Genomic DNA, 24,695 nt, shown 5'->3' with positions numbered 1-24,695 from the left:
ACTCCATTCTATATCGTCTTATTATCTTATTATACGTGTTTGCAGCAGGTTTGGCGAATAAATAAAAAGGTACTTGGGTTGCCCCAAGCACCTTTCATTGAAAAGATTATAACAATCCGATCAAGTGTCCACCGATACCGACTAAGAATAGACCGATAATAATGATGATTGGAGAAACTTTTTTCTTCAATAACCACATACATAATAAAGTAAGCAATAGTGCAGCTAGACCAGGAATCAATTGATCCAAGTTGTTTTGCAATGTTGTTACTTTTGTATCAGTCAACGCACGGCCTTCAGCAACTTGTTGGAAGGCTTGTTGCAAACCAGCAGAGCCAGAAGGCAAGTTCGCCCAATCGACATAAGCACCTTCATCAAGCGGTACGCTTGAGACAACTGGCGCAAATGAGATCGATACCCAACGCTGAACGAGTGACCCTAATACGAACATCCCTAAAATTGAAGCACCTTTTGTTACATCTTGCAACAATCCGCCTGAAAGGTCATCAGTGATTTTTGAACCAGCACGATAGCCGAATTCTTGTGTGTACCACATAAATGCCCAACGGATGATGTTCCATGCAACGAAGAAGATGATTGGACCTAAGATGTTTCCAGCTAAAGCAAGAGAAGCACCTAGAGCACCTAACATCGGACGTACAGTAAACCAGAACACAGGGTCACCGACACCGGCTAAAGGACCCATCATCCCAACTTTTACCCCTTGGATCGCTACATCATCGACAGGCGCGCCATTGGCACGTTCTTCTTCTAAGGCTAATGTTACCCCTAAGATTGGCGATGCGATATATGGGTGAGTGTTAAAGAATTCTAAGTGACGCTTCAATGCAGCGGCACGGTCTTCTTTTGTTTTGTATAATTTTTTGATTGCTGGAATCATTGAGAATGCCCAACCACCATTTTGCATACGTTCATAGTTCCATGAACCTTGAATGAAGGTAGAGCGCCATGCTACGGCTAAACGATCTTTTTTATTTAATTGAATTTTTTCTGCCATTTTTTTCTCCTCCTTCGATTCTAATAGTCATTCAAGATATCGCCTAGAGGGTCGCCAGTGTTGCTGCCGCCGCCTCCATTTGATGATCCGCCCATTTTAGTTAGGTTCAAGTAGATCAATGCGATTGCTACTGCCAAAGCACCGATAGCGATCAATGTCAATTGAGAAATAGCTGCGATAACGAAACCGATAATGAAGAATGGCCATACTTCACGAGTTGCCATCATGTTGATAACCATTGCATAACCAACGGCAACAACCATACCACCACCGATAGCCATACCATCAGTTAACCATGCAGGCATTGATTCTAAGAAGTTTTGAACAGTTGCAGCAGGAATTGCCAACAATGCAGCTGCAGGAATCGCAATACGAACCCCTTGCATACATACAGCGATCACATGCCACATTTCGATTTTACGAATGTTGCCTTCTTCAGCAGCAGCATCCATAAAGTGAACGATTGGCACAGCCAATGTACGAACGATCATTGTCAAGAACAAACCAGCAACAGCTAGAGGGATCGCAACGGCAATCGCTGTATCAACACCAGCAGTTCCTTGTCCACCTAAAACTAAAATAATTGCAGATGCAACAGACGCCAATGCAGCATCAGGTGCAACAGCGGCACCGATATTTGCCCATCCAAGTGCGATCATTTGTAATGATCCGCCCAAAATGATACATGCTTCCAAATTACCGGTCACTAAACCGATCAAAGTACACGCGACTAGCGGTTGATGGAATTGGAATTCATCCAAGATTCCTTCCATACCAGCTAAAAAGGCAACGAGTACTACTAATACCATAGATATAATAGTCATGATAGACCTCCTATTTAGTTGAATACGTTTCTATTTATTCGCCAATTCATTTTTGGCTTTGCGTAAGATTTCGTCCATGTTGTCTCGAGAGTCATTTGGCACTTTACGCACATCGAATTTGATGCCGCGTCCTTTTAGATCTTCAAATGTCTTCACATCGTCCGTACCCATCGACAATACTTTACTTACAACAACTTTCCCAACAGAGTGAGCCATTGAACCAACGTTCACCTCAGTGATGTCAACGCCACCTTCAACTGCACGCAACACATCTTGTGGGTTTTCAAATAATAGTAAAGCTTTCGTATTCCCGAAACGAGGGTCTTTAGAAACTTCGATCATTTTATCCACTGGAATGACGTTCGCTTTTACTCCTGGAGGAGCTGCTTGTTCGATCAGTTTTTTACGCAAATCATCTTTTGCAACTGCATCAGAAACAACGATGATCCGAGATGGATTGACTGATTTTGTCCAAGCTGTAGCGACTTGACCATGTAGCAAACGAGAATCCACACGCGCAAGCACGATTTTGATTTTGCCATCGCCTAGAACAGTTCCCGGAGGAAGTGATCCTTTAGGTTGATCGTCTTGCACAGCTTTTGGTGCTGTCGCTTCTTCTGGTTCAAGCTCTTCTGGTTTGACCTTAACCCCTTCTTTAGCTGTTTCAACGATGTGCGCAGCGATTTCATGCGCAGTGTTCATTGAAAAACGTGAAGCATAGGCTTCGATCACCATTGGTAAATTCATACCAGCAACGATTGCCCATTTGTCTTTGTGATCTTCAAACAAGCTGTTTGCTTGGTTGAAAGGAGTACCACCCCAAAGATCAACTAAGAATAATACTTCTTCTTGATCGTCAAATGTAGCAATTGCTTCTTGCATTTTTGCCTTGATGTCATCTGGACCTTCACTTGGCATCAATGTAACAGCTTTAACATTTTCTTGTTCGCCGAAGATCATTGAACCAGATTGCAAAATGCCGTTAGCAAATTCTCCATGACTTGCTAGGATAATTCCTACCATCTTTTTACCTCCTATATCAAAATTGAAAAATGTGACACGAATACGAAAGAAAAAACAACATCGAAAAAATTAAGGGTGACTACCTTCTTTTTCCAAAATATCCTTCAAAAAGATTTTACGATCAGCTGGAACTTTGCGTATCTCTACTTCTATGCCTTGGTTTTGCAAATAAAGCAGCGAAGCAAGATCTTGATCATTGACTGACACGAAATTAGTGATCATCCGTTTTCCCATTGAAAAGCTCATGCCGCCGATATTGACGGAACGAATGTCAATGCCTCCTTTGACCAGAGTCACGACATCTTGAGGGTTGGTAAATAATAACATGACTTTTTGCGTATTAAATAATGTGTTATGCGCCACCTCAAGCATTTTTGCTACTGTCACCACATTGGATTTGATTCCTGGTGGAGCAGCTTCTTTCAAGAGAAACTTCCGTAATTGGTCATTTGCGACCTCATCACTGACCACGATGATTCGATTGATACCAGTCATTTTCGACCAAGCTGTGGCGACCTGACCATGAATCAACCGATCGTCGATTCGGGCAAGACGTATATCCATTCCCATTGTGCAAGCCTCCTACATCCATCGATCCGCTTTTCATATTGAGGATCTGTTCTTTTTTCAATCACCTCCTGTATCCACTTATATAGAAGCAAGAAGCATGCCAAGTTTTTTCGATACACTATTCTTGAAAAAACCTTAAGAATCAGCATTCGTACAATACACTAAAAAAGATACACTAAAAAATACTGTATCTTTTTTAGTGTATCTGTATTATTTGCAGGATTTAAAAATACATTTCTTTTTCGTGATGGTTTTTGATCAGCTCCAGCAGGTAATACTCTTCTGTCTTCGGCACTTCGATATTCATCAAGCGCGAAAATGATTGGACATGCACATGCAATTGGCCGTAAAGAGGATTCTCCTCCATCGCTGCTAAATCAATTTCAGAAACAGTCAATGGTTGACGCAATAAGATCCGCTCCAGCATACCTGCGCCATGCATCACAAAATTGATCTGAAAGCCTTGCTGCGCCCCTACCAAATCCAAATCGTGAATGATCTCTTCGCCAAATTTCCACAACGGCTCTACCACTTTTTTCGCATTGATATAGGTAAAGTTTTCCTCTAAATACCGAACACAGATTTCCTTTGCCTGCCGATCATCTAGCTGCACTTCATCTTCAAAACTCAAATCGTTTTCCAATAAGATATCATCCAACAAAAGATCAACATCTTGGTCGATAAAACGTTCTAATGAAATAAACGGTGCATCGATATGCGGATCAATGATCCCCGTTGCGGCAATCAGCCGGTAGCGCTGTTGAATCTGATCCAAGTCCGTTCTCAGATCCGCCACCGATAAGGTCACTACGTCAACATTTTGATTTTGGCGTTTTGACAATGAGCTTTGGATCAATTCTTTGATGCGCTGCGCTGTCCCTTTTCCCGAAGCGCAGACCGCTAGAATCGCTTTAGGGTGGTGGTTTTGTGACACTGGTTCTTCCACAGTGACCGCTCCGTATCCGCGGAACTTCCGTAATGAATCATAGAGCTGATCGAGGTCCGTGCCGATCACTGATGCTTTACGGACCGTCTCAAGGACGATGGAGGTAGTCACCATATCGACTGTTCGAACAGCCACACCCGTTTCTCGCTGGATTTCATTATTAAAGGTCGCTAAGGACCCCATATCGACTAAGAGGATCACCCCACTGCCGTCATTGACTGCTCGTACACTATCCACGATTTTTTTCAACGCCACAGCCGGTGGCATATCTAATGGCATGTCCACCGCTGTCACTTGATCGACTTCCAACAGCTGCTTGACTACTTGTACCATACTACTAGCCGTACTGTTGCCGTGAGCTGCCACAACGACACCAATTTTCCCAGAGGAATGTGTCGTACGCAGTGAAACCAATAGAACTGCCAAGTAATAGGATTCACTTTCAGGAATCGCCACGTGAAAGCTGTCGCCGATGAAGTCGCGGACTTCTTTGGCAACTTCGAACTCTTGGGGGTAATCCGCCACCATTTGACGAATGTTGTCGTTGGTTTGCCGTTCTTCTCCCAAATGGATCTTTTTCAAAAAAGAACTGATATGCAAACTCATCGCGTAAATAAAGTTTTGCTGGAAATCGTAATTTAACCGTTTCCGAACCATCTCATAAATTTGATTTGTTACACTGATCACTTTCTGATCGACAAATTCACTTAGTTTATTGACAGAATTAAAAGAGAAGCCGTGATCTTTATAAAAAGATTTCAAATGAACATTGATATCGGTTGAAATAAAATGATTGATTGCTTCTTGATCCAAACCATCTGCTTTTAATAAGGCTGCTTTATCCCCGATGATGTCGTAGAGATTGTAAGGCAATTCATAGGAATCTGATTGAATATTGTTTAAGTTTTGATTCGGTTGAATGCTGATCTTCGGTTCAAGGATTTTAGAAAGCTCCGCCAGCTCATTGCGGCGATTCCCCAAAACGATCAATCCCGAACGAATCCCTTCTGGCAAATCGATCAAATCGATCTCAATCTCATCTTGTTGCATATGATTCAAAAAGCCCCGAGCACAGACGAGCTGGACATTGGATTTCAATTGACCGATATTCCCAAAACTGACACTGCCGATCAACGCTTTGACTACATCTTCTGTCAAGGTGATCGTCCGCTGAATACGGGACGCCTCTTGCCCGACTAACACCCGAACGAGATCGACTTTTTCTGATGCGGGTCGTTTCTCAAAGAAGGGCAGTTGAATATTGATAGGAATGCGTCGGGTAAAGGTATCTAATAGCGTTGAGTTGGGGTCTTCGGTAGTGGCTCCAACGATTCGGACATTCGCTTGATGATTTTTGCCCGTTTCCCCTAAACGACTAAACGTTCCATGGTCCATAAAGTAAAAAATCATTTCTTGCCCTTCTGGCGGTAATCGATGGATCTCATCGAGAAACAACATACTCTCATCCGCTTGATCAATAATACCGATCTTCTCTTGATCGGCACCCGTAAAGGCCCCCCGTACATAACCAAACAAATGGCTCATCAAAAGCTCTGGGTTATTTGCATAGTCTGCACAGTTAAAGACGATCAATTCTTTGTCATCGGCAATTACTTGATTGCTTTTGGCAAACTGAAACATTGCATGGGCAAAGTAGGTTTTCCCAGAACCAGTAGGCCCTGTGATCAAGCAGTTTAGCCCTTTTGGCGGATACAAGATCGCTGCTTTCGCCTGCTCAACGGCATTTTTCATACTTCCGTTGGCACCGATGATCGTCGCAAAAATATCTCGGTCAGAGGGTTTTCCTTGTACCCGTTGAGGGAAGGCTTTTTCTCTTTGCGGGCGACTTTCTTTGTAGCTTGGCACATACTTTTCCCTACTGCTGGGATCGACCCCTGCCGCCCAGTAGCGAACAGGCCGCGAGTCGCTTTTTTCGACGCGCCCTTCTTTGACAAGCTTATTTAAATCCTTACTGGCATTACTGCGCTGAATGGCTAAATGATCGGCAACTTCTGAAGTAGACAACCCTTTCTTTTCCCCTAAGCCGCTCATCGTATTTTCGACGATATATTGATAAATCCGTTCGATTCGCTTGCCCAACAGCTTCGCCTCCTTGTTTTTTCCACTTGAATACTTTACTCATTTTTCTATAAAAAAGCAACTTTTTTTCCGTACAGAAAAAGCAAAATACTTTGTTCGAAAGAGCAATAGAACGTCCTATCACATGCTACTCTCAGCATAAAGCATTTTGCCAAAAAAAGATATTCAAAAGTCAGGATGCGTTAGGCTTTTTCATTGGGAATGAACGCTGGTACCTTCTCAGGAAACCATTGCAGTTCTTTTTGCATCCAAATCACATCGTGCCATTGATTGAACTTATAGCCGACATGCGCAAAATCAGCAACTTTCCGATACCCCAGCTTCTCATGAAAAGCCTCGCTTTGTTGATTGCCTCCTGTAATGCATGCAGTCAGATTGACCACGTTTTGCGCTTTTAATTTTTCTTCAAGCGCTTGATAAAGAGCGGTGCCGAGCCCTTTTGCTTTGGCATCCGGTGCTAAATAAACGGTTACTTCAACGGTCCAATCGTACGCAGCCCGTTCTTTATAGGCTGACGCATAGGCATAACCGACGATTTCACCAGCCTCTTCTGCAACGAGATACGGATAACGTTTCAAGGTCTTGGCGATGCGTTCCGCGAATTCTTGAACCGATGGCACCTCCGTTTCAAAGGTAATCGGTGTCTTTTCTACATAATAAGCATAGATTGCTGTCAAGGCTTGGGCATCTGCAATCGTGGCAGAACGTATCGTCATAGAATCCCTTCTTTCAGTAAATTTTTTCCCAGTATACTCTTTCTGAACAAAAAAAACAATCCGCTTTTGACGGATCGTTTCCTAGTGATAAATGATTTAGCGGGCTTTTTCAGCTCCGCAATACACGGTAAGATGCTGTGGCAGTACCGCTACTGTGATTGGCAATTCAGGTCCCGGATCACCATCGACATTTGTTTCGATCGTTGCCCCATCCGTCAAACGAATCGCAGCTTTATCAAAGGTTTGATAGCCAAGAACATCATTTGATTCTGTCACCCCTTTGAGAAGCTCTGGGACACTTTTGACGGTCTCCCAAAGATTCGTATCCTTCAAGTAGATCAGATGTAATTTGCCGTCATCGGTACTCGCTTTAGGCAAAAGAGATTCGAAACCGCCGATCGTATTGGATGACCCAACGATCATCGTACTGCTCTCCACAGCGATCGTCGTTTTTTCGCCATTATTTTCGGCGGTCACTTCAAACGGATGACTTTCATTTTTCCGCACTTCCCGCAGACCAGAAACAAAATAGGCCATTTTTCCCAGCTTGGTTTTTTCTTCGACCTCTACGTTGTTGATCGCTGCTGGAATCATACCGATCGCCACCACATTGGTAAAATAGGCTTGATTGACCTGACCAATATCGATTTTGCGAGTGTGATCCACTGCAAATGATTCGATGGCTTCCTTAGGATCTAGTGGAATCGCTAATGCTCTGGCTAAATCATTTACTGTTCCCAGCGGGAAGAAACCAAAATTTGGTCGTTTGTCATGAGGGGCTAAGCCATTGACCGCTTCATTGACGGTACCATCACCGCCCATTGCAAAGACACTGTCAAATTCTGCTGCCGCTTCAGAGGCAAAACGTGTGGCATCTCCTTCTTTTTCGGTATGCTTGACCACGACTTCTGAAAAAGCTTCCCGCAGCTTTTCTTCTGCCAGCTGCTCATATTCTTGGGCCTGTTCCCCACCAGAGCTTGGATTGACGATCAATAATGCTTTCATAAAACAGCCTCCTTGTTTGGGTTCATTTTCTATGAATCCAGTATAACAAGTTTCACGAAACCTGTCTTAAACGACCTCCGCCTATCCCCTACAAAAAAAGCACAGCCTAATCAGACTGTGTTTTTTTCGAGTACTCACTTCATTTTATTAAACCAATCGTTTACGCAAACGCCCAGAAATAAAATCAATGATCGTGACCGTCACCACGATTCCTAATAAAATGATCCCTACACGGCTCCATGAACGCGCATTGATGGCAAAGATCATCGGTGTACCGATCCCACCTGCCCCTACGATCCCTAAGATCGAAGCTGAACGGACAGCCAGTTCAAATCGATACAAGGTAAAAGAAAGAAATTCCGGGATCAGTTGCGGCAATGTCGCAAAGCCTAATACATCCCAGCGGCTTCCTCCCGCACTAATGACGGATTCCGAGGGACCATGGTCCATGTTTTCGATCGCTTCGCTGTAAAGCTTTGCTAGCATCCCAATGGAATGGACACTGACCGCCAAGACACCAGCAAAGGAGCCCGGACCTACCGTTTTGATAAACATGATGGCTAAGACGATTTCTGGAAACGTTCGAATCGCCGTCAGCACGATTTTCCCAAATCCCGATAACCAGCGAGGGCTGTTTTTGCTGCGCGCCGCCCAAAAGGCAAAAGGAATACTTAAAATCGATGACAAAAAGGTTCCAACAAAGGCAATCGCGACGGTTTCGATCATCAGACTGATCAAATCTTCGCCATCACCGGTATAAACATAGCCCCAATCAGGATGGATCAGGCCATAAAAGATCGAGCCGACAATTTGACCGACATTTTCTTTAACACCAGCAAAAGGTACGCCAGCAAAAGCCCAGATATAAAGGAGGATAACGACTACAGCGATCAGCCAATTCCGTATTTTTTTCTTTTTCGGTTCTGCTGGCAACATCATAATAATCGCTCCCTTAATCTATTACTAATGGTATCAATCACCAAAACAACTGCAAAAATCACTAAGACGATGATCGACGTCTGGTCATATCGAAATTGGCTTAAAGATCGTTGTAAGAAAACACCGATTCCGCCTGCGCCGATATACCCAAGAATCGTCGATGCCCGCACATTGATCTCAAAGGCATAAAGCAAGTAACTAAGAAAATGACTCATGACTTGCGGTACGACTGCATAGCGGATGATATCAAACTTCGATCCTCCAGAAGCCGTGATCGCTTCGATCGGACCTTCATCAATCGTTTCAATCGATTCATAAAACAATTTGGTGATCATCCCAAAAGAAAACACAGAGATGGAGATCACCCCTGCAACGGGACCAATTCCGACAATGGCGACAAATAAAGCCGCCAGCATCAAATCAGGTACCGTCCGAATGATATTCAAAACAAAACGGAAACAACCACTGATCCAATGATTGGTCATGATATTTCGTGCTGCTAAAAGTGAAAACGGAAAGGCCGCCAGTGCACCAAAGGTTGTGCCGATGATCGCCATTTGGATCGTTTGCAAAATCGGCTCAACAATGATTTTGGCATATGCCCAATCAGGATGAGCCATCTTTTGTAAGATGACATTCATTTGACTGCTATTGCTAAAGAACCGTGCCAAATCAACACCTGAAATAGAGCCGCTAACGAACAATACCACTAAAAAAATGACGAGCCAAAGAACATTTTTCCATAGTCCGCTGCGTTTCGGCAACGTATTTGTCGTCATTGTCCCGCCCCTTCCTGCTCTTCCATGATCTCGCTGCCATAAATCTGTTTCAATCGCTGATCGGTCGCTTCACTGACAGGGCCATCAAAAACCAAGCCTCCGTCTCGCAACCCGATGATCCGCGTGCCGTATTCTCTTGCCAATTGGACAGAATGTAAATTGACTACGATGGTGATCCCCAGATCTTGATTGATCCGTTTTAAGTCATTCATGACTTTTTCAGTGGTTAACGGATCCAATGAAGCAACCGGTTCATCCGCTAAAATAATCTTCGGCTCTTGCGTCAACGCCCGGGCAATCGAAACCCGCTGCTGCTGACCGCCAGACAATTCATCGGCTCGGGTATAGACTTTTTCTGCTAAATTGACCCGCTGCAGTGATTGATACGCCAACTCTTTGTCCGCTTGCGGAAACAGACCCAGCAGCATTTTGATCGTGGGATGATAAGCCACCCGCCCCGTTAAGACGTTTCGCAAGACACTCGAACGTTTCACCAAATTGAAGCTTTGGAAAATCATGCCAATGTCTCGACGAATCAAGCGCAGCTCTCTTCCTTTTGCTTTTGTGATCGACTTGTTATCGATTAAAATCTCGCCGCTTGTGATCTCGTGCAGTCGATTGATGGAGCGCAGCATCGTCGATTTACCTGCACCGGATAAGCCCACTACGATGACAAATTCCCCTTTTTTGATATCGATGTTCAAGTCCTTCAACCCCAACACCCCATTTGGGTATTGCTTGGTCACATTCTGAAATGAAATAATCGTTTCGTTCTCTAGAGCCATGATTCTCCTACTTTCTTTCCATTAGGTAAAAATTGCTGTCCATTCGAAAAGGGTACCTCAACTACCGGTACCCTCCCGATCTATTCATCTATTAATTATTGTCCGACTTGTTCCGCATACTCTCTTACGATGTCGAAATTGCTGTCTTGTGAAACAACGTATCCTTCATGAGAGTAAATATCAGAGATGATTTGTTTTCCTTCTTCATCTTTTCCGATCGCGATAAAGGCATCTTGGATTTTTTTGTCCCACTCTTCACTCATATCGCTGCGAACACTGATCGTATCGTTCGGAATCGGTTCGGTAAAGTACATTGGTTCTACCTCATCCATGATTTCTGGGTAATCATTTTTGACCGTGTTACGGGCATCTTCAAAAACGAACGCCGCATCAACGTCGCCATTCAAGACTGATAAGACCGCTTGGTCATGGCCTTTGACTTGAACAGTCGTCACATCCGTATTGATATCGATGCCTGCTTTTTTCATTTCTGCTACTGGCCAAACATAACCGGCAGAAGAAGTAACATCTTGCGTGGCAATCGTTTTGCCTTTTAAATCTTCCAACTCTTTGATGTCGCTGCCGCTTTTTACGACGATCATTGAACGATAGCTATCAACCAATTCATCCGTTGATTCGCCACCAGGCTGCTTGATGCCATAACGCTGTGCTTGCAATAACACCTTTACATTGCTTTGCTCATTTGCTAAAACATAGGCATTCGGCGGTAAAAAGCCGACATCTACTTGTTTCGAAGCCATTGCTTCGACGATTGTATTGTAGTCAGTGGAAACACTCACTGTAACTGGAATCCCCAATTCATCACTTAACAATTGCTCAAGTGGTTTTGCTTTTGCTTCTAATGTTTCTGCTGCTTGTGATGGGACAAATTGAACGGTCAACTTTTCTGGTACATATCCTGCGTCCTCAGCCGCCGAGTCAGTACTTGCTCCACCTGAGCCACATGCCGCCAGCGTAACTGCTGCCACCAAACCTAAACCAAACATTGCCGTTTTCTTCCAAACTTTCATCACTTTTTCTCCTTTTCATTAAAAAAATCGAACTCATGGAATTCCGAACTTTCCTTTTTGATTATAAAAAACCACCGAATTAAAAACAATCTTTTTCGAATTACGAACGTTTTCTTTTTTGATAATGTTCGTGTTTTGACCGAAATCATTCGTGAGCACATTCTCAATAATCAACGTTTTTCGAAAGTTTCTTTCCATTTGTTCTACTTCCTCAGAGTATCAAATGAATATAAGGTTTGTGTTGTCAACGTGTAAAGATTCTGTTAACAGCAAAAGGAACTTTGTGAACAACAAAGCATGGACATACTCGTCATTCTTACCCCAAGTGCACAAAATTTCTTGAAACGTCTAACCAGAAGATGACCGCACACTTTTTTTTAACGAAACAACACAAAAAAAGCACAGGATTCCCTTGAGAACCTCTGCTTTTGACCTCACTCTCTTACTGTAAAAAGAGTCATTTACCCTTGATCCGTTGGCAGCTGCAACAAGAGTACATGCTCGTTCTCAATCATTTCACCCGTCAAAACAAAGCCATTGCGTTCGTAAAGCTTCGTTGCGATCTCGTTGCCATCCACAGCGGAGATCCTTAATTCTTGCGCTTGGATATGGGTTTTGAACCAATCTAACCCAGCAAGAAACGCCTGAGTGCCTAACCCTTGATTTTGGAATTTTTCTGCGATCATAAACCGCTCGATCCACCACGAAGCTTTTGGATAATCCTCATCCGCCTCGTAAAAACTAAATAGGATAAAGCCGACCATTTCCTCACCATTGTATAGGGCAAATGCCTGACGAGGTTCCTCATAGATCGCCTCTAACATTGAGTACCAATTGGGCGCAACAAAGTCTTCTTGCTCCTTCGTTGTCTTCAAATTCATGCACGCACGATAGTTTTCCTTCGTGATTTCTTTTAATTGAATCATTGCTTCTCTCCTTATCTAAGCCATTACAAATAACTATTTCGTTAAAACGGTTTCATTGGTGTATAAAAAAACACCCAGGTTACTTTTACGTAATCTGGATGTCATTTTCTTATGCTTCTTGCGCTACTGGATAAACAGATACTTGTTTTTTGTCGCGGCCTTTACGTTCGAAACGAACAACGCCATCAACTTTTGCAAACAATGTATCATCTCCACCGATACCTACGTTTACCCCTGGGTAAATTTTAGTACCGCGTTGGCGATAAAGGATTGATCCGCCTGAAACGGTTTGACCGTCAGCACGTTTCGCACCTAAACGTTTTGATTGAGAGTCACGTCCGTTAGAAGTAGAACCCCCACCTTTTTTGTGAGCGAAGAATTGCAAATTCATTTTCATCAACATGAGATGCACCTCCTAGTTTTCTTTAGTAGTTTTGATTTGGATATAATCGTTGTACTCTTCTTGAACTGATTGCAAGCCGATCAACAAATTTTCTAAAAGAATTTGTGCGATATTCGACTGCTCTTGGGTTAAACGAGAAGGCAGTGTGACTAATAAGTACCCACTATTTTCGTTATCTGCTTCAACTTTTGGCGCAACGCCAGCCAAAGCATCGATCCCATTGACTGCACTGATCGCTAAAGCGGATGCTGCAGCACAGACGATGTCTTTGCCGTATTCTCCTGCTTGTGCGTGTCCAGCTAGTTCAAAAGAAACAATCCGACCAGAGTCATTTCGTTTGAATGTCCCTTTGATCATATTCGTTACCCTGCTTTTCGTAAGAATTAAGCGTTGATCGCGTCAATAACAACTTTTGTGTAAGGTTGACGGTGACCTTGTTTACGGTGTGAATGTTTTTTAGGTTTGTATTTGAAAGTTACGACTTTCTTTTGTTTGCCGTGTTTTTCAACAGTCCCTTCAACAGTTGCTCCTGCAACGATTGGGGCACCAACTTTTGTTGATTCGCCACCTACTAAGATAACTTCATCAAAAGTAACCTTTTGTCCAGCTTCAACGTCCAATTTTTCAACGTAGATTGCTTGACCCACTTCAACTTTTACTTGTTTCCCACCAGTTTTGATAATTGCGTACATGCTCTACAGCACCTCCTTATAATATACTTAGACTCGCCATCCCAAGTGACTTTCGTACTTACTACTTGTTCTGTGCGGTTGTAGCTGTGGAGTCCACAATTACAACAGATTAACTTTATCAAAATGTTTTCCTAAAGTCAATCACTAATTAAGGAAAAGACAGAATTCTTTTGCTACTAGTCATTTCCTTTTGTGCATTTTTTATTTTCTATTACTATAGAAGAAAGAGCACAAGTGAAACAGAATTGGAGGAGTTTTCATGCAATACCCCAAAGAATTAGCCACTGCCGTTCAACAGGCGTCCTGCAGTTATCCGTTGGAAGGATTTGTTCCCGGTCAAGGACCGCTGCAGCCCAAATTGATGATCGTTGGGGAAGCCCCTGGACGAACCGAAATCGAGAATTTTATTCCTTTTAGCGGACAAGCAGGAAAAGAATTGATGAAATCGTTGGCTTTAGCCGGTTTGACCCGTGAGGATGTCTACATCACCAGCGCTGTTCGCAGTCGCCCATACTCCGTCAAAGAACGGATCAACAAGCGCAACGGTGCCCATGAGATCGTCCATCCCAATCGGACACCTACCAAAAAAGAAGTCTTGCTACACGCACCGCTGCTTGACTACGAGTTGTCCGTTGTAGATCCGCCTGTCATTGCAACTGTTGGCAATATCGGACTGCAGCGATTATTAGGCAACGCCTATTATATCAAAGATCACCATGGCGAAGTGATCCGTTCCAAAATACAAGAAAGCAATCCAACAAAAGATGGCTATCAATGGTCGGAAAAAGAATATTTGATCGTGCCGATGTATCATCCCGCTGCGATCTTTTACAATCGAACGTTGACTCCGCAAATCGAAGCCGATTGGCGAGGGTTAAGAAACATCCTCTCACAAATACCAGCCGACGAATAACGACCAGTCCCCTAGCCCTACTGCCAATACGCTGGAATCGTCTGCTCATAGGCGGTGATTTTCGCCTCTTCCTGCAACGTGATACTGATCTCATCGAGACCGTGGATCAATTTGTGTTTCCAGGTAGCATCGATTGCAAAGAAATGCTCCTCCCCAGCAACGATCACACATTGCCTTGGCAAGTCAATGCTGATTTTTTCTGAAGCAGGCAGCGAAGCGATCCTTTGGCGAACAGTCAAAGGCAGCTCGATGGGCAGCAGCCCGTTTTTGGTGGCATTCATATAGAAAATATCACCGAAGCTGCCAGCAATCACGGCTTTAAAGCCGTAATCCAACAGCGCCCATGCCGCGTGCTCTCGAGAAGAGCCAGAACCAAAATTATCACCAGTGACGAGGACTTGAGCGGTCTGATATGCTGGATCATTCAAGATAAATGCTGGATTAGGCTTGCGTTGCGGCAAATAGCGCCAATCGTCAAATAAAAATTCGCCAAAACCCGTTTTTTCAACGCGCTTCAAATAATTTTTCGGTAGGATTTGATCGGTATCGATATTGTCATTCATCAAAGGCAGCGTCGTACCTTCAAATTGCGTAAAAGCTTCCATTAACCAACACCTCCAACCACTTCTCGTACATCGACAAAGCGCCCATGAATCGCAGCTGCTGCCGCCATCGCTGGACTACAGAGGTGCGTCCGCGCGTTTTTCCCTTGCCGTCCAACAAAATTGCGGTTTGATGTGGAGGCACAGTGGACGCCTTCTGGTACTTTATCAGGATTCATTCCTAAGCACATGGAACAGCCAGGCTCCCGCCATTCAAAACCAGCGTCAATAAAGACTTTGTCTAAACCGATCGCTTCCGCTGCTTTACGAACAGGGCGTGAACCAGGAACGATAATACCAGTGACCCCTTCTTTGATGGTCTGACCTTTCAAAATCGCCGCTGCCTCTTGCAGATCAGACAAACGACCATTGGTACACGATCCAATAAAAATGTATTCAATGGGGATATCAGCAGCTGTCTGTCCAGGTTGCAGCGCCATATATTCATAGGCTTGCTGATCATTGTGATCCCGCACTTCAGGAAACGCTTCGCTGACTGGCACCCCCATTTCTGGATTGGTTCCCCAAGTGATATAGGGTTCTAAGGTTGTTGCGTCTAGGGTGATCAGGGCATCATAGTTAGCATCTTCATCGGTATAAAGGCTTTGCCAATCAGCCACCGCACTGGCAAACGCTTGTGGCGCAAAGCGTCGATCCTTCACATAAGCAAAGGTCGTTTCATCAGGGGCGATCAAGCCCATTTTCGCCCCACCTTCGATCGACATATTGCAAATGGTCATGCGTTCTTCCATCGTCAGGCTACGGATCGTTTCGCCAAAGAATTCTACGGCATAGCCACCACCAAAATCAGTGCCATGGGTCGCGATCAATGCCAAAATAATATCTTTGGCGTACACTCCCGGCTGCAGGTGACCGGTAATCTCAACTCCCATGCGTTTCGGTTTTGTCTGCCAAATCGTCTGTGTCGCAAAGACATGCTCTACTTCACTCGTACCGATCCCAAACGCGATCGCACCGAAAGCACCATGGGTGGCAGTGTGGGAATCCCCGCAAACGATCGTTTTCCCTGGTTGGGTCAAGCCAACTTCTGGGCCAACCATGTGGACGATTCCTTGGTTGGCAGAGCCATTGTCACACAATTCGATCCCAAAATCTCGACAGTTTTTACGTAACGTGTCCATTTGCTTTTTTGCAACCAGATCAGTGATGGTAAAAATATCTTTGGTAGGCACGTTGTGATCCATCGTTGCGAAGGTTTTTTCGGGACAACGGACGGTCCGTCCCGCTTGCCGTAATCCTTCGAAGGCTTGCGGTGTCGTCACTTCATGGATCATATGCAGATCGACATAAAGCAGCTGCGCTTGCCCTTCTTCTCCTGTGATGACATGCCGATCCCATAGTTTATCAAACAGCGTTTTCCCCATAATTGCTCACTCCTAACTGTGCAATAACCGCTTCTGTAAAGGCAGTTGTCGTTGCTGTACCACCTAGATCACGGGTCAAGATCCCCGCATTCATTACCTCGTAACAAGCACTTTCGATGGTATCCGCCAGCTCTTCCTCTTGAAAGGACTCTCTTAGCATCATGACGACAGATAAAATCATGGAAACCGGATTGGCGCAATTTTGCCCAGCGATATCAGGTGCAGAGCCATGAATCGGTTCATATAAAGAAACCCCTTCTGCGCCATGACTTGCGCTGGGCAGCACCCCTAATGACCCTGGCAAAACCGAGGCTTCATCACTTAAAATGTCGCCAAAGAGATTTTCTGTCACGATTACATCAAAGTCTTTGGGATTTTGGATGATTTTCATAGCGGCGGAATCAACATATTGATGAGTCAACTGACAATCTGGGAATTCCTGTGCCGTTTCTTCCGCTAATCGGCGCCAAAGTCGGCTAGTCGCCAACACATTTGCTTTATCGACAGAGAGAACCCGCTTCTTCCGCGTGCGGGCGATCTCAAAAGCTTTACGCAAAATCCGTCGAATCTCTGCTTGATGATAATGATTGATGTCGTAGGCTTCTTCAGGTTTTTCTGCTTTTTCGCCAAAATAAATACCGCCAGTCAACTCACGAACGATGACAAAATCTGTCCCCCGAAGGATCGCTTCTTTAATGGGAGACAAAGCAATCACCGCATCAACTACTTTGATGGGTCGAATATTGGCGTATAGCCCTAACGCTTGACGCAAATTCAAAAGTCCTTTCTCGGGTGTTATCGGTGCGTTTTCCCAAACTGGATCACCAATGGCTCCTAAAAGGATCGCATCCGCCTGCTGGCAAGCTTGTAGTGTTTCTTGCGGCAAGGGCTCTCCAGTAAGTGCTAGCGCCGCACCACCAAATGGCCGCTGGTCAAAATGAAAGCGTTGGAGATGGTCTGGACAAGCCGCTTTCAATACCGCAAGCGCACTGGCCATAATTTCTGGTCCGATGCCATCTCCTGCTAAAACCACGATCTTTTTCAAACAAGGACACCTCGATTCTTTAGAGCTGCGCTAGCCTGTACATAGGCTTTGGCTGACGCCTGCAAGACATCAAAGTCTAAGCCGATCCCGCTGATTTTTTCATTGGTTTCCTGGCATTCAATAACCACGTGCACTTCCGCTTGCGCATCTTCCCCACTGGTCAAGGCAGTGATCTCATAGTTCAACAACTTCGGCTGCTGCTGGAAAATCTGATCGATCGAGTTGTAGATAGCTTGGATACTGCCGGCACCGATAGCTGATGCCACTTGTTTTTCCTCGTCCTTGATGATAGAAACCACCGCTCCTTGATGGCCATTGGACACGTATTGCAGCTGAACGGCGTCCAACTCGCAGCCATCTTCTTGGCTGCGGCCCTGGTCAGCCACCAAAGCCAGCAAATCTTGTTCGGTCACTTGCTTTTTCTTATCTGCCAACTCTTTGAAGCGTTTAAACAATTCATTGGTTTCTTCTTGGTCAAACTGGTACCCCAGCTGCTGCATTTTATCGACAAACGCATGGCGGCCAGAAAGTTTGCCAAGAGGCAGTGAGTTGGTTTGTACGCCTACCAGTTGCGGGGTAATGATTTCGTAAGTTTCAGGATTTTTCAAGACGCCATCTTGATGAATCCCAGATTCATGAGCATAGGCATTGCCGCCGACGATCGCTTTGTTTTTCGGTACCGTGATCCCAGACAAACGTGCCACCAGATCGCTGGTGCGTTTTGTTTCGTTTAACTTGATGTTGGAGGTAGCCTGATAGAAATCATTGCGAATATGCAACGCCAGCGCCACTTCTTCTAGTGCGGTATTGCCCGCTCGTTCGCCGATCCCGTTGATCGTTCCTTCCACCCGATCAGCACCATTTTCGATAGCTGCCAGCGCATTGGCTGTCGCCATTCCCAAGTCATCATGACAATGGGAAGAAAAAATGATCGGCTGCTCACTCTTGATATTGGCGATCAAATAGGCAAAAAGCGCACCATATTCCGTAGGATTGGTAAACCCTACTGTATCGGGCACATTGATGATCGTCGCGCCGGCATCAATCGCTGTTTGAACCGCCTCAAGCAAGAAGGCCTTATCGGTGCGGGTGGCATCTTCTGGCGAGAATTGAACTTTTTCAAAGCGTTCACGGGCATAAGCCACATGTTCTTTGATGGAAGCGAGTACTTCTGCTTTCGTCATATTCAGCTTGTACTGGCGATGCACCTCACTCGTTGCTAAAAAGACATGGATCTGGGGATCGATGGCTTGATGAAGAGCTTCATAGGCACGATCAATGTCTTTTTTCTGACAACGGGCAAGTCCTGCAACAGTCATTTTCGTCACCGCCCCAGCAATCGCTTGGACTGCTTGAAAGTCTCCTTCTGATGCAATCGGAAAGCCTGCTTCGATCGTATCGATCCCCCATTTTTCTAATTGCAGCGCCAGTTGAACCTTCTCTTTTGTATTGAAGTTGACTCCCGGCGTCTGTTCACCGTCTCTCAATGTGGTGTCAAAAAACTGGATTTTTCTCATCACTATTTCCTCCTTGGCAGTGGTAGGGGCACGCTTGGCGCGACCTCATTCAAACAAATTGAAAAAATGGTATAAAAAAAGCACTCCATAAAGGGTTTCCTTCATGCAATGCGAATAGGACTCTTCAAATGATGCCTTAAAAAGGCGGGTCATAGAAAAAGAGTCCTTACGATAATAATAATAAAAATGCAGCTGTTTGTTTCAATCGTTTATCCATCGTCGTCACCTATCACTTTTTTTATCTTGTTATGAAGATACCAAACAGCAGGTTCCTCTGTCAACACTTTTCCCTGAATTTTCTGAATATTTCGATAAAAAGTTCGTTTTCGCCCTGATGATGGGTTGCTTTTCTTCCTTGATGAAAATTTAAGCAGAACCTGACGAGATCTTCACAGGATTTTAACCAAACCTCCACATAACACCGTTATGATAGTAATATCCCAAAAATATTTTTCACCCCTTTATCCTGCCAGTCGTATGACTGGTTTTTTTGTTGTTCCAAAGACTCGAAAAGATTGAACTTAAGGTGAGTTATTCGTATAATAAGGGGCAGCGATAAATGAGGAGGATGAAGATGCGCAACGAAATGATGCATCGTCCAGTAGTCAAACCAGAACTAGTGGCGTTTATGCGTGAAAAACAAAAACAATTACCCGGCGAACTTGGTGAAATCGAGCAAGCCGCTCATGAAAAAGAAGTGCCAATTATCCCACATGAAACTGTGGTCTTTTTGCAGTTTTTATTGGGACAGCTTCAGCCAAAAGATATCCTTGAGATCGGCACAGCGATCGGTTTTTCTTCAAGCTTGATGGCGCAATGTGTGAAAGAGGGGCATGTCACAACGATCGATCGCTTTGACGTCATGATCCGCAAAGCCAAAGAAACCTATGCTCGCTTAGGAAATGAAGACAAAATCACGCTTTTAGAAGGACAAGCGGCAGATGTCCTGCCTACATTGAGTGGGCCTTATGATTTTATCTTCATGGACAGTGCCAAATCGAAATACATTGAATTTTTGCCAGAATGTCTACGTCTGTTACGCAAAGGTGGCGTGTTGATGGTGGATGACGTGTTCCAAGCTGGAACGATTCTACAACCCATCGAAGACATCCCTCGCAACCAGCGAGCGATCCATCGTAAGTTGAATCTTTTCTTGGATACCGTGATGAACCATCCTCAGCTGACCTCCACCCTCGTCCCTTTAGGAGATGGCGTGATTCTCATTACGAAAGAAGCAGATAGCGTAATCCTTGAGGAACCTGAGAAAGGTTGAGGGCAGCTGCGCTTCCTTTTTTCAAAGAAAAAATAAGAAAAGGGCGAAAAGAGATTGACATTGCTGCGCCCTTTTTCTATAATGTTATTTGTTGCTGATTGATTTCAACAGCTTAGGCGAAGTGAGCATTCGCTGAAAATTATTTGTTCCAGTAGCTCAGCCGGATAGAGCATTCGCCTTCTAAGCGAACGGTCGGGGGTTCGAATCCCTCCTGGAACGTTATTTAACCGTCGAGAACCCTTGTTCTTGGCGGTTTTTGTTTGTTCTTGTGCCAAATGTGTGCCAAATTGATTTAGATTTTTGCCATAGCAATTTGGTGAATAATCAATAGCCTGTTCCCTTCCTCATCAAAAGCAATCAAACGATCGCTTCCCATCCGCTTCAATCTTCAGCAAATTTCTTTCATTGGCATCATCGTTTCCGTATTTATTCTTATTGTCAGCTGTTTGACATCAATGAAGAATCTGCCACAGGTACTTCCAATGCCGCTTTGGCTTGCTTCTTGCATCAAAAGTGTTCCCTTGAAAAAGAAGTGTATCGCTTTGAACAAGGCAGCAATTTAGGTGAACCTTCTGAAATCTTTGTCAAACTAGCTACGTCCTCGCGAAAGGAAATCCATCGTGTTTACGTTGGGGGCAGAGGGCATTTTTGCGAGACAGTCACCATCGACACCGATACACTGGCATAATCAAAATAATTTAGGCTGATCTTCCATCAGCCTTTTTTCCTCTTCACACAGCGTGCTCTTTTTCCATAGCAGCCCATCAGTATCTCGAATACTAGTTTTCTCATAAAAAAAAGAACCCAACTTGGGTTCTTTCCTTCACCTTGATTTTCTATGAAATACCGACAAGTTCTGCTAACAGCTCACTGACTTTAGGCAGTGGCTCGTTTTGTAAGGCTGCTACGATTTTTGAACCGATCACTACCCCATCGCACACTCGGGCAAAGCGCTGCACGTCCGCGTGGGTCGAGACCCCGAAACCAGCTAGTACAGGAATCGGACTTTTTTCCGAAATGGCTTGCAAATGCTGATCCAGCTGTTCGTTGTATTGGCGATCTTCTCCAGTGACACCGTTCACTGTCACAGCATAGACGAATCCTTCCGCTTCTTCGATCAGCGTCTGAATTCTGTCTGGAGGACTGGTCAAAGAGACCAGTGTGAGCAGCGCGAGATCCGCCGCATCAAACGTAGGCGTTACTAGCGATCGATGTTCAAAAGGTAAATCTGGAATAATCACCCCTTTCACATTTGTCGTTTTTAACTCATTTGCTAACTGTTCAATCCCATAATGAAAGAATGAATTGGCATACCCCATCAATACCAGTGGAACCTCAGAATGGATCGTTTGCAGCGCAGCAATGATCTTTTTTAAAGTGGTGCCATTGGCTAATGCCTGCATTCCAGCTGCTTGGATGACCGCTCCATCTGCGACTGGGTCTGAAAAGGGCACGCCGATTTCAATGGCGGCTGCGCCATGTGTCGTCAACAGTTCGATTTCTGCTGGCAGGCGTTCCAGTCCGTTGGCACCCGCCATGATATAAGGTACAAACAAAGGCTTGCCTTGTTTTTGGCGCTCTTTTAGTTTCATCGTCAATGTTTTGCTGGTCATTTCGCTGCTCCTTTCCGATCTTTGATTTGTTGAACATCTTTGTCCCCTCGCCCAGACAAACAGATCACTAAGCGTTCTTCTGCTGTCATCGTTGGCGCTAACTTTAAAGCATAGGCAACGGCATGAGCACTTTCCAAAGCGGGAATAATGCCTTCGATTTGAGACAAGAGATAAAAGGCGTCAACAGCTTCTTCATCAGTGACCGCGAAATACTCCGCACGTGCAATTTCCTTCAAGTAAGAATGCTCGGGACCGACCCCTGGATAATCCAAACCAGCTGAAATCGAATAGGGTTCAATCACTTGCCCATCATCGTCTTGCAGCAAATGCATTTTGGTACCATGTAAAATACCGATACTGCCTTTCGTTAAAGTCGCCGCATGCTCGGTAGTATCCACGCCTTTTCCAGCTGCTTCAACGCCAATCAAACGAACGGTTTGATCGTTGATGAAAGGGTAAAACATTCCCATCGCATTGCTGCCGCCGCCAACACACGAAACGACTGTCGTTGGCAGTTGTCCTTCTTTTTCTAATAGTTGCCGCCGTGTCTCACTGCCAATCACACTTTGAAAATCTCGAACGATCTCTGGAAAAGGATGCGGACCGAGTACCGAACCCATCACGTAATGAGTGTCCTCGACGGTTGCGACCCAGTAGCGCAGCGCTTCATTGACAGCATCTTTCAATGTCTGATTGCCTGATGTGACTGAAACCACTTTTGCTCCCAACAATTCCATTCGAAAGACGTTTAGTGCTTGCCGCTGAACATCTACCGCGCCCATAAAAATCGTGCATTCCATACCGAACAACGCGGCCGCAGTTGCTGTGGCGACGCCATGCTGCCCAGCACCGGTCTCTGCTACCACTTTCTTTTTCCCCATCCGTTTTGCTAATAAGACTTGGCCAAGTGCATTATTGATTTTATGGGCACCCGTATGATTCAAATCTTCTCGCTTCAGATAAATTTTGGCACCGCCTAAGTGTTGTGACAAGCGCTGGGCATGATAAAGGGGGGTCTCTCTTCCTACATACTCTTGTAAATATTCCTGTAATTCAGCTTGAAAACTTGCGTCCGTTTGTGCTTCACGATAGACAGTTTCCAATTGCTTGACTGCATACATCAATGTCTCTGGCACAAACTGTCCGCCAAAAGAACCATAAAATCCTGTTTTTGTGGGATACTGAGTCATCTTTTTTTCTCCTTTACTAAATGAATAAATTGTTCGATTTTCCGACTGTCTTTCTTGCCCTGGGTTTCAACGCCTGAAGAAACATCGACAGCATAAGGCCCAAAAAGTTGGATCGCCTCTTCTACATTTTCCGCGTGCAACCCGCCAGCAATAAAAAATCGCTCAGACAACGGCAACGGTTCTCTCGCCGCTTTTTGCCAATCAAAGGACTGGCCGTTGCCGCCAGCATAAGGGTGATCTCTTACTGGAGCGTCCAATAGACCAAAATCTGCATCGCAGCTCAGGAAATCTTGCTTTAAAGTTTCTGCTTCTCCATCAAAGGCTTGGATCACTGCGATCTTTTGATGAGCAAAAACGCCCTTCTGAATGGCTGTTTGCAAAGATGGCAGAACCTTTCCATGGAGCTGAATCGCTGTCAGTTGGGCGGCTTGAATTGCCGCTTGCACTTCTTCAACACTTGGAGAAACGAAAACCCCGACTTTCCCTACATTTTCGGGTACTTGCTCCGTTATCTTGCGGACTTGGGTCGGATCGATTCTCCGACGGCTTTCAGCAAAAACAAAGCCAAGGTAATCTGCTCCTGCATTGATGGCAGTTTCGACATGCAGGCGTTCGGTGAGTCCGCAAATTTTCACTTTGGTCATCGGCGGCTCACCTGCAAATCTGCCGCTGTTTCAGCAATTCGATTGCTTCTCATCAACGTTTCTCCAACGAGGACTCCATGATAAAACGGTGCAAGCTGCAGCACATCTGCGGCAGTTCGAATACCAGATTCACTGATATAAACCGCCTCTGATGGCTGAGGTGCTAAAGCAACACTGACATCCAAGGAAACGTCAAAAGTTTTTAGGTCACGATTGTTGACGCCGATGATTTTGGCACCTAATGCTTGGGCTTGTTGAAATTCAGCCGCATTATGAGTCTCAACGAGTACTTCCAACCCTAGTGCTTCGGCTTCTTGATACAGCGCGACGAAACGGGCTGGCTCTAACGCAGCCACGATCAATAAAACGATACTGGCACCTGCATTCTTGGCGCGAATCAATTGTTTTTTGTCGATAATGAAGTCTTTGCATAGTATAGGCACCGAAACAGCCTTACTGACTGCTTCAAGATCTGCCAGCGAGCCTTTGAAAAACTGCTGGTCGGTCAAAACGGAAATTCCGCTGACACCCCCGGCTTCATAAGCTTGCGCTTGCGTGACTGGGTCGATCGCTTGGTTAATGTCTCCTTTTGAGGGTGAAGCACGCTTGATTTCAGCAATGAGGTGCATCTTTTGTGGTCGGTCCTTGACTTGCTGATAAAATGATGGGCGTTTCGCTACGACCTTTTCGGTTTCTTGTGGCATCGCGGCAACTTCTTTAACTTTTTTCTGGATGATCGTTTCTAAAAAATCCATG

General features: G+C 44.8%; 26 protein-coding genes, 1 tRNA gene and 1 other annotated feature. Of the genes, 4 read left to right on the top strand and 23 right to left on the bottom strand.

Features of this window, described 5'->3' with window-relative positions:
* Positions 1-106 precede the first annotated feature (106 nt).
* The 15 genes from IGI72_RS07175 to rplU form a co-directional block, all read right to left on the bottom strand.
* Complete coding sequence (locus tag IGI72_RS07175) at positions 107-1,018, bottom strand: PTS system mannose/fructose/sorbose family transporter subunit IID (protein ID WP_005225765.1); 912 nt, start codon at positions 1,016-1,018, stop codon at positions 107-109.
* 20 nt (positions 1,019-1,038) lie between these two features.
* Entirely contained in the window at positions 1,039-1,842 is an 804-nt protein-coding gene (locus IGI72_RS07170; protein WP_005225764.1) for a PTS mannose/fructose/sorbose transporter subunit IIC, read from the bottom strand.
* 30 nt (positions 1,843-1,872) lie between these two features.
* Complete coding sequence (locus IGI72_RS07165) at positions 1,873-2,865, bottom strand: mannose/fructose/sorbose PTS transporter subunit IIA (RefSeq protein WP_005225763.1); 993 nt, start codon at positions 2,863-2,865, stop codon at positions 1,873-1,875.
* A gap of 69 nt (positions 2,866-2,934) precedes the next feature.
* Positions 2,935-3,429 carry a PTS system mannose/fructose/N-acetylgalactosamine-transporter subunit IIB gene (locus tag IGI72_RS07160; RefSeq protein WP_026008065.1) on the bottom strand — a complete coding sequence of 165 codons (495 nt, stop codon included), beginning with the start codon at positions 3,427-3,429 and terminating at the stop codon, positions 2,935-2,937.
* Positions 3,430-3,658: 229 nt separating this feature from the next.
* Positions 3,659-6,433, bottom strand: coding sequence for a sigma-54-dependent transcriptional regulator (locus IGI72_RS07155; RefSeq protein WP_416136082.1), 2,775 nt, complete (start codon positions 6,431-6,433; stop codon positions 3,659-3,661).
* 230 nt (positions 6,434-6,663) lie between these two features.
* Complete coding sequence (locus IGI72_RS07150; protein WP_284591237.1) at positions 6,664-7,197, bottom strand: GNAT family N-acetyltransferase; 534 nt, start codon at positions 7,195-7,197, stop codon at positions 6,664-6,666.
* 96 nt (positions 7,198-7,293) lie between these two features.
* Positions 7,294-8,202 (bottom strand): diacylglycerol/lipid kinase family protein, encoded by a 909-nt coding sequence (locus IGI72_RS07145; RefSeq protein WP_347482818.1) that lies wholly within the window; start codon positions 8,200-8,202, stop codon positions 7,294-7,296.
* A 147-nt stretch (positions 8,203-8,349) separates the two neighbouring features.
* Positions 8,350-9,141 carry a phosphonate ABC transporter, permease protein PhnE gene (gene phnE, locus IGI72_RS07140; protein WP_010747988.1) on the bottom strand — a complete coding sequence of 264 codons (792 nt, stop codon included), beginning with the start codon at positions 9,139-9,141 and terminating at the stop codon, positions 8,350-8,352.
* Complete coding sequence (gene phnE / locus IGI72_RS07135; protein ID WP_005235330.1) at positions 9,138-9,920, bottom strand: phosphonate ABC transporter, permease protein PhnE; 783 nt, start codon at positions 9,918-9,920, stop codon at positions 9,138-9,140. Before phnE (IGI72_RS07135) ends, phnE (IGI72_RS07140) begins: the two co-directional genes overlap by 4 nt.
* Positions 9,917-10,705: a phosphonate ABC transporter ATP-binding protein gene (phnC, locus tag IGI72_RS07130; RefSeq protein ID WP_016610305.1), complete on the bottom strand. Its 789-nt coding sequence runs from the start codon at positions 10,703-10,705 to the stop codon at positions 9,917-9,919. The genes phnE (IGI72_RS07135) and phnC overlap by 4 nt, the downstream gene beginning before the upstream one ends.
* A gap of 95 nt (positions 10,706-10,800) precedes the next feature.
* Positions 10,801-11,736 carry a phosphate/phosphite/phosphonate ABC transporter substrate-binding protein gene (phnD, locus tag IGI72_RS07125; protein ID WP_015509497.1) on the bottom strand — a complete coding sequence of 312 codons (936 nt, stop codon included), beginning with the start codon at positions 11,734-11,736 and terminating at the stop codon, positions 10,801-10,803.
* 461 nt (positions 11,737-12,197) lie between these two features.
* Positions 12,198-12,662, bottom strand: coding sequence for a GNAT family N-acetyltransferase (locus IGI72_RS07120; RefSeq protein WP_081118057.1), 465 nt, complete (start codon positions 12,660-12,662; stop codon positions 12,198-12,200).
* A gap of 109 nt (positions 12,663-12,771) precedes the next feature.
* The gene (rpmA, locus tag IGI72_RS07115; protein ID WP_003126181.1) at positions 12,772-13,065 is read right to left on the bottom strand and encodes a 50S ribosomal protein L27; all 294 of its coding nucleotides are present in this window, start codon (positions 13,063-13,065) and stop codon (positions 12,772-12,774) included.
* Between the two features lie 12 nt (positions 13,066-13,077).
* Complete coding sequence (locus IGI72_RS07110) at positions 13,078-13,422, bottom strand: ribosomal-processing cysteine protease Prp (RefSeq protein WP_438753651.1); 345 nt, start codon at positions 13,420-13,422, stop codon at positions 13,078-13,080.
* Positions 13,423-13,448: 26 nt separating this feature from the next.
* Positions 13,449-13,757, bottom strand: a complete 309-nt coding sequence (gene rplU / locus IGI72_RS07105; protein ID WP_005225751.1) for a 50S ribosomal protein L21 — start codon at positions 13,755-13,757, stop codon at positions 13,449-13,451.
* Positions 13,758-13,776: 19 nt separating this feature from the next.
* Positions 13,777-13,847, bottom strand: a sequence feature (ribosomal protein L21 leader region).
* A gap of 169 nt (positions 13,848-14,016) precedes the next feature.
* On the opposite strand from rplU, the gene IGI72_RS07100 reads away from it, so the two are divergent.
* Positions 14,017-14,670: a uracil-DNA glycosylase gene (locus tag IGI72_RS07100; RefSeq protein ID WP_438753649.1), complete on the top strand. Its 654-nt coding sequence runs from the start codon at positions 14,017-14,019 to the stop codon at positions 14,668-14,670.
* 17 nt (positions 14,671-14,687) lie between these two features.
* Here the strand turns inward: IGI72_RS07100 and leuD are convergent, their stop codons facing one another.
* The 4 genes from leuD to IGI72_RS07080 are packed head-to-tail and all read right to left on the bottom strand — an operon-like array spanning position 14,688 to position 19,219.
* Positions 14,688-15,275 carry a 3-isopropylmalate dehydratase small subunit gene (leuD, locus tag IGI72_RS07095; protein WP_016612252.1) on the bottom strand — a complete coding sequence of 196 codons (588 nt, stop codon included), beginning with the start codon at positions 15,273-15,275 and terminating at the stop codon, positions 14,688-14,690.
* Positions 15,275-16,657, bottom strand: coding sequence for a 3-isopropylmalate dehydratase large subunit (gene leuC, locus IGI72_RS07090; RefSeq protein WP_128488992.1), 1,383 nt, complete (start codon positions 16,655-16,657; stop codon positions 15,275-15,277). The genes leuD and leuC overlap by 1 nt, the downstream gene beginning before the upstream one ends.
* The gene (gene leuB, locus IGI72_RS07085; RefSeq protein WP_010747980.1) at positions 16,638-17,702 is read right to left on the bottom strand and encodes a 3-isopropylmalate dehydrogenase; all 1,065 of its coding nucleotides are present in this window, start codon (positions 17,700-17,702) and stop codon (positions 16,638-16,640) included. Before leuB ends, leuC begins: the two co-directional genes overlap by 20 nt.
* Positions 17,699-19,219 carry a 2-isopropylmalate synthase gene (locus tag IGI72_RS07080; RefSeq protein ID WP_142964446.1) on the bottom strand — a complete coding sequence of 507 codons (1,521 nt, stop codon included), beginning with the start codon at positions 19,217-19,219 and terminating at the stop codon, positions 17,699-17,701. The genes leuB and IGI72_RS07080 overlap by 4 nt, the downstream gene beginning before the upstream one ends.
* A 574-nt stretch (positions 19,220-19,793) precedes the next feature.
* Between IGI72_RS07080 and IGI72_RS07075 the strand changes: the two genes are divergently transcribed.
* The 3 genes from IGI72_RS07075 to IGI72_RS07065 all read left to right on the top strand — a co-directional run bounded on the left by IGI72_RS07075 (position 19,794) and on the right by IGI72_RS07065 (position 21,180).
* Positions 19,794-20,492 carry an O-methyltransferase gene (locus IGI72_RS07075; RefSeq protein WP_438753645.1) on the top strand — a complete coding sequence of 233 codons (699 nt, stop codon included), beginning with the start codon at positions 19,794-19,796 and terminating at the stop codon, positions 20,490-20,492.
* A gap of 145 nt (positions 20,493-20,637) precedes the next feature.
* Positions 20,638-20,711, top strand: a tRNA-Arg gene (locus IGI72_RS07070).
* A 127-nt stretch (positions 20,712-20,838) separates the two neighbouring features.
* A complete protein-coding gene (locus tag IGI72_RS07065; RefSeq protein WP_438755071.1) occupies positions 20,839-21,180 on the top strand; it encodes a PhzF family phenazine biosynthesis protein in 342 nt (113 codons plus the stop codon).
* A gap of 148 nt (positions 21,181-21,328) precedes the next feature.
* On the opposite strand, the gene trpA is transcribed toward IGI72_RS07065, so the two are convergent.
* From trpA to trpC, 4 genes are read right to left on the bottom strand one after another with little or no spacing between them, the layout of a single operon-like run.
* Positions 21,329-22,105, bottom strand: coding sequence for a tryptophan synthase subunit alpha (trpA, locus tag IGI72_RS07060; RefSeq protein ID WP_438753643.1), 777 nt, complete (start codon positions 22,103-22,105; stop codon positions 21,329-21,331).
* On the bottom strand, positions 22,102-23,295 hold the full coding sequence (trpB, locus tag IGI72_RS07055) for a tryptophan synthase subunit beta (RefSeq protein ID WP_438753640.1): 1,194 nt from the start codon (positions 23,293-23,295) through the stop codon (positions 22,102-22,104). Before trpB ends, trpA begins: the two co-directional genes overlap by 4 nt.
* On the bottom strand, positions 23,292-23,939 hold the full coding sequence (locus IGI72_RS07050; RefSeq protein ID WP_354018405.1) for a phosphoribosylanthranilate isomerase: 648 nt from the start codon (positions 23,937-23,939) through the stop codon (positions 23,292-23,294). Before IGI72_RS07050 ends, trpB begins: the two co-directional genes overlap by 4 nt.
* The gene (trpC, locus tag IGI72_RS07045; protein ID WP_438753638.1) at positions 23,936-24,694 is read right to left on the bottom strand and encodes an indole-3-glycerol phosphate synthase TrpC; all 759 of its coding nucleotides are present in this window, start codon (positions 24,692-24,694) and stop codon (positions 23,936-23,938) included. Before trpC ends, IGI72_RS07050 begins: the two co-directional genes overlap by 4 nt.
* Between the last annotated feature and the right edge of the window lies 1 nt (position 24,695).

It is taken from the genome of Enterococcus sp. DIV1059_2, assembly GCF_051713685.1.
GTDB lineage: Bacteria > Bacillota > Bacilli > Lactobacillales > Enterococcaceae > Enterococcus_D > Enterococcus_D casseliflavus.
The sequence above is the reverse complement of the archived record's forward strand: the minus strand, read 5'-3'. Positions and strand labels throughout refer to the sequence as shown.

Coding starts and splice junctions, on each gene's coding strand:
- IGI72_RS07175 (WP_005225765.1), bottom strand. CDS start 1,018: ATGGCAGAAAAAATTCAATTAAATAAAAAAGATCGTTTAGCCGTAGCA.
- IGI72_RS07170 (WP_005225764.1), bottom strand. CDS start 1,842: ATGACTATTATATCTATGGTATTAGTAGTACTCGTTGCCTTTTTAGCT.
- IGI72_RS07165 (WP_005225763.1), bottom strand. CDS start 2,865: ATGGTAGGAATTATCCTAGCAAGTCATGGAGAATTTGCTAACGGCATT.
- IGI72_RS07160 (WP_026008065.1), bottom strand. CDS start 3,429: ATGGATATACGTCTTGCCCGAATCGACGATCGGTTGATTCATGGTCAG.
- IGI72_RS07155 (WP_416136082.1), bottom strand. CDS start 6,433: ATGAGCGGCTTAGGGGAAAAGAAAGGGTTGTCTACTTCAGAAGTTGCC.
- IGI72_RS07150 (WP_284591237.1), bottom strand. CDS start 7,197: ATGACGATACGTTCTGCCACGATTGCAGATGCCCAAGCCTTGACAGCA.
- IGI72_RS07145 (WP_347482818.1), bottom strand. CDS start 8,202: ATGAAAGCATTATTGATCGTCAATCCAAGCTCTGGTGGGGAACAGGCC.
- phnE (WP_010747988.1), bottom strand. CDS start 9,141: ATGATGTTGCCAGCAGAACCGAAAAAGAAAAAAATACGGAATTGGCTG.
- phnE (WP_005235330.1), bottom strand. CDS start 9,920: ATGACGACAAATACGTTGCCGAAACGCAGCGGACTATGGAAAAATGTT.
- phnC (WP_016610305.1), bottom strand. CDS start 10,705: ATGGCTCTAGAGAACGAAACGATTATTTCATTTCAGAATGTGACCAAG.
- phnD (WP_015509497.1), bottom strand. CDS start 11,736: ATGAAAGTTTGGAAGAAAACGGCAATGTTTGGTTTAGGTTTGGTGGCA.
- IGI72_RS07120 (WP_081118057.1), bottom strand. CDS start 12,662: ATGATTCAATTAAAAGAAATCACGAAGGAAAACTATCGTGCGTGCATG.
- rpmA (WP_003126181.1), bottom strand. CDS start 13,065: ATGTTGATGAAAATGAATTTGCAATTCTTCGCTCACAAAAAAGGTGGG.
- IGI72_RS07110 (WP_438753651.1), bottom strand. CDS start 13,422: ATGATCAAAGGGACATTCAAACGAAATGACTCTGGTCGGATTGTTTCT.
- rplU (WP_005225751.1), bottom strand. CDS start 13,757: ATGTACGCAATTATCAAAACTGGTGGGAAACAAGTAAAAGTTGAAGTG.
- IGI72_RS07100 (WP_438753649.1), top strand. CDS start 14,017: ATGCAATACCCCAAAGAATTAGCCACTGCCGTTCAACAGGCGTCCTGC.
- leuD (WP_016612252.1), bottom strand. CDS start 15,275: ATGGAAGCTTTTACGCAATTTGAAGGTACGACGCTGCCTTTGATGAAT.
- leuC (WP_128488992.1), bottom strand. CDS start 16,657: ATGGGGAAAACGCTGTTTGATAAACTATGGGATCGGCATGTCATCACA.
- IGI72_RS07080 (WP_142964446.1), bottom strand. CDS start 19,219: ATGAGAAAAATCCAGTTTTTTGACACCACATTGAGAGACGGTGAACAG.
- IGI72_RS07075 (WP_438753645.1), top strand. CDS start 19,794: ATGCGCAACGAAATGATGCATCGTCCAGTAGTCAAACCAGAACTAGTG.
- trpA (WP_438753643.1), bottom strand. CDS start 22,105: ATGACCAGCAAAACATTGACGATGAAACTAAAAGAGCGCCAAAAACAA.
- trpB (WP_438753640.1), bottom strand. CDS start 23,295: ATGACTCAGTATCCCACAAAAACAGGATTTTATGGTTCTTTTGGCGGA.
- IGI72_RS07050 (WP_354018405.1), bottom strand. CDS start 23,939: ATGACCAAAGTGAAAATTTGCGGACTCACCGAACGCCTGCATGTCGAA.
- trpC (WP_438753638.1), bottom strand. CDS start 24,694: ATGGATTTTTTAGAAACGATCATCCAGAAAAAAGTTAAAGAAGTTGCC.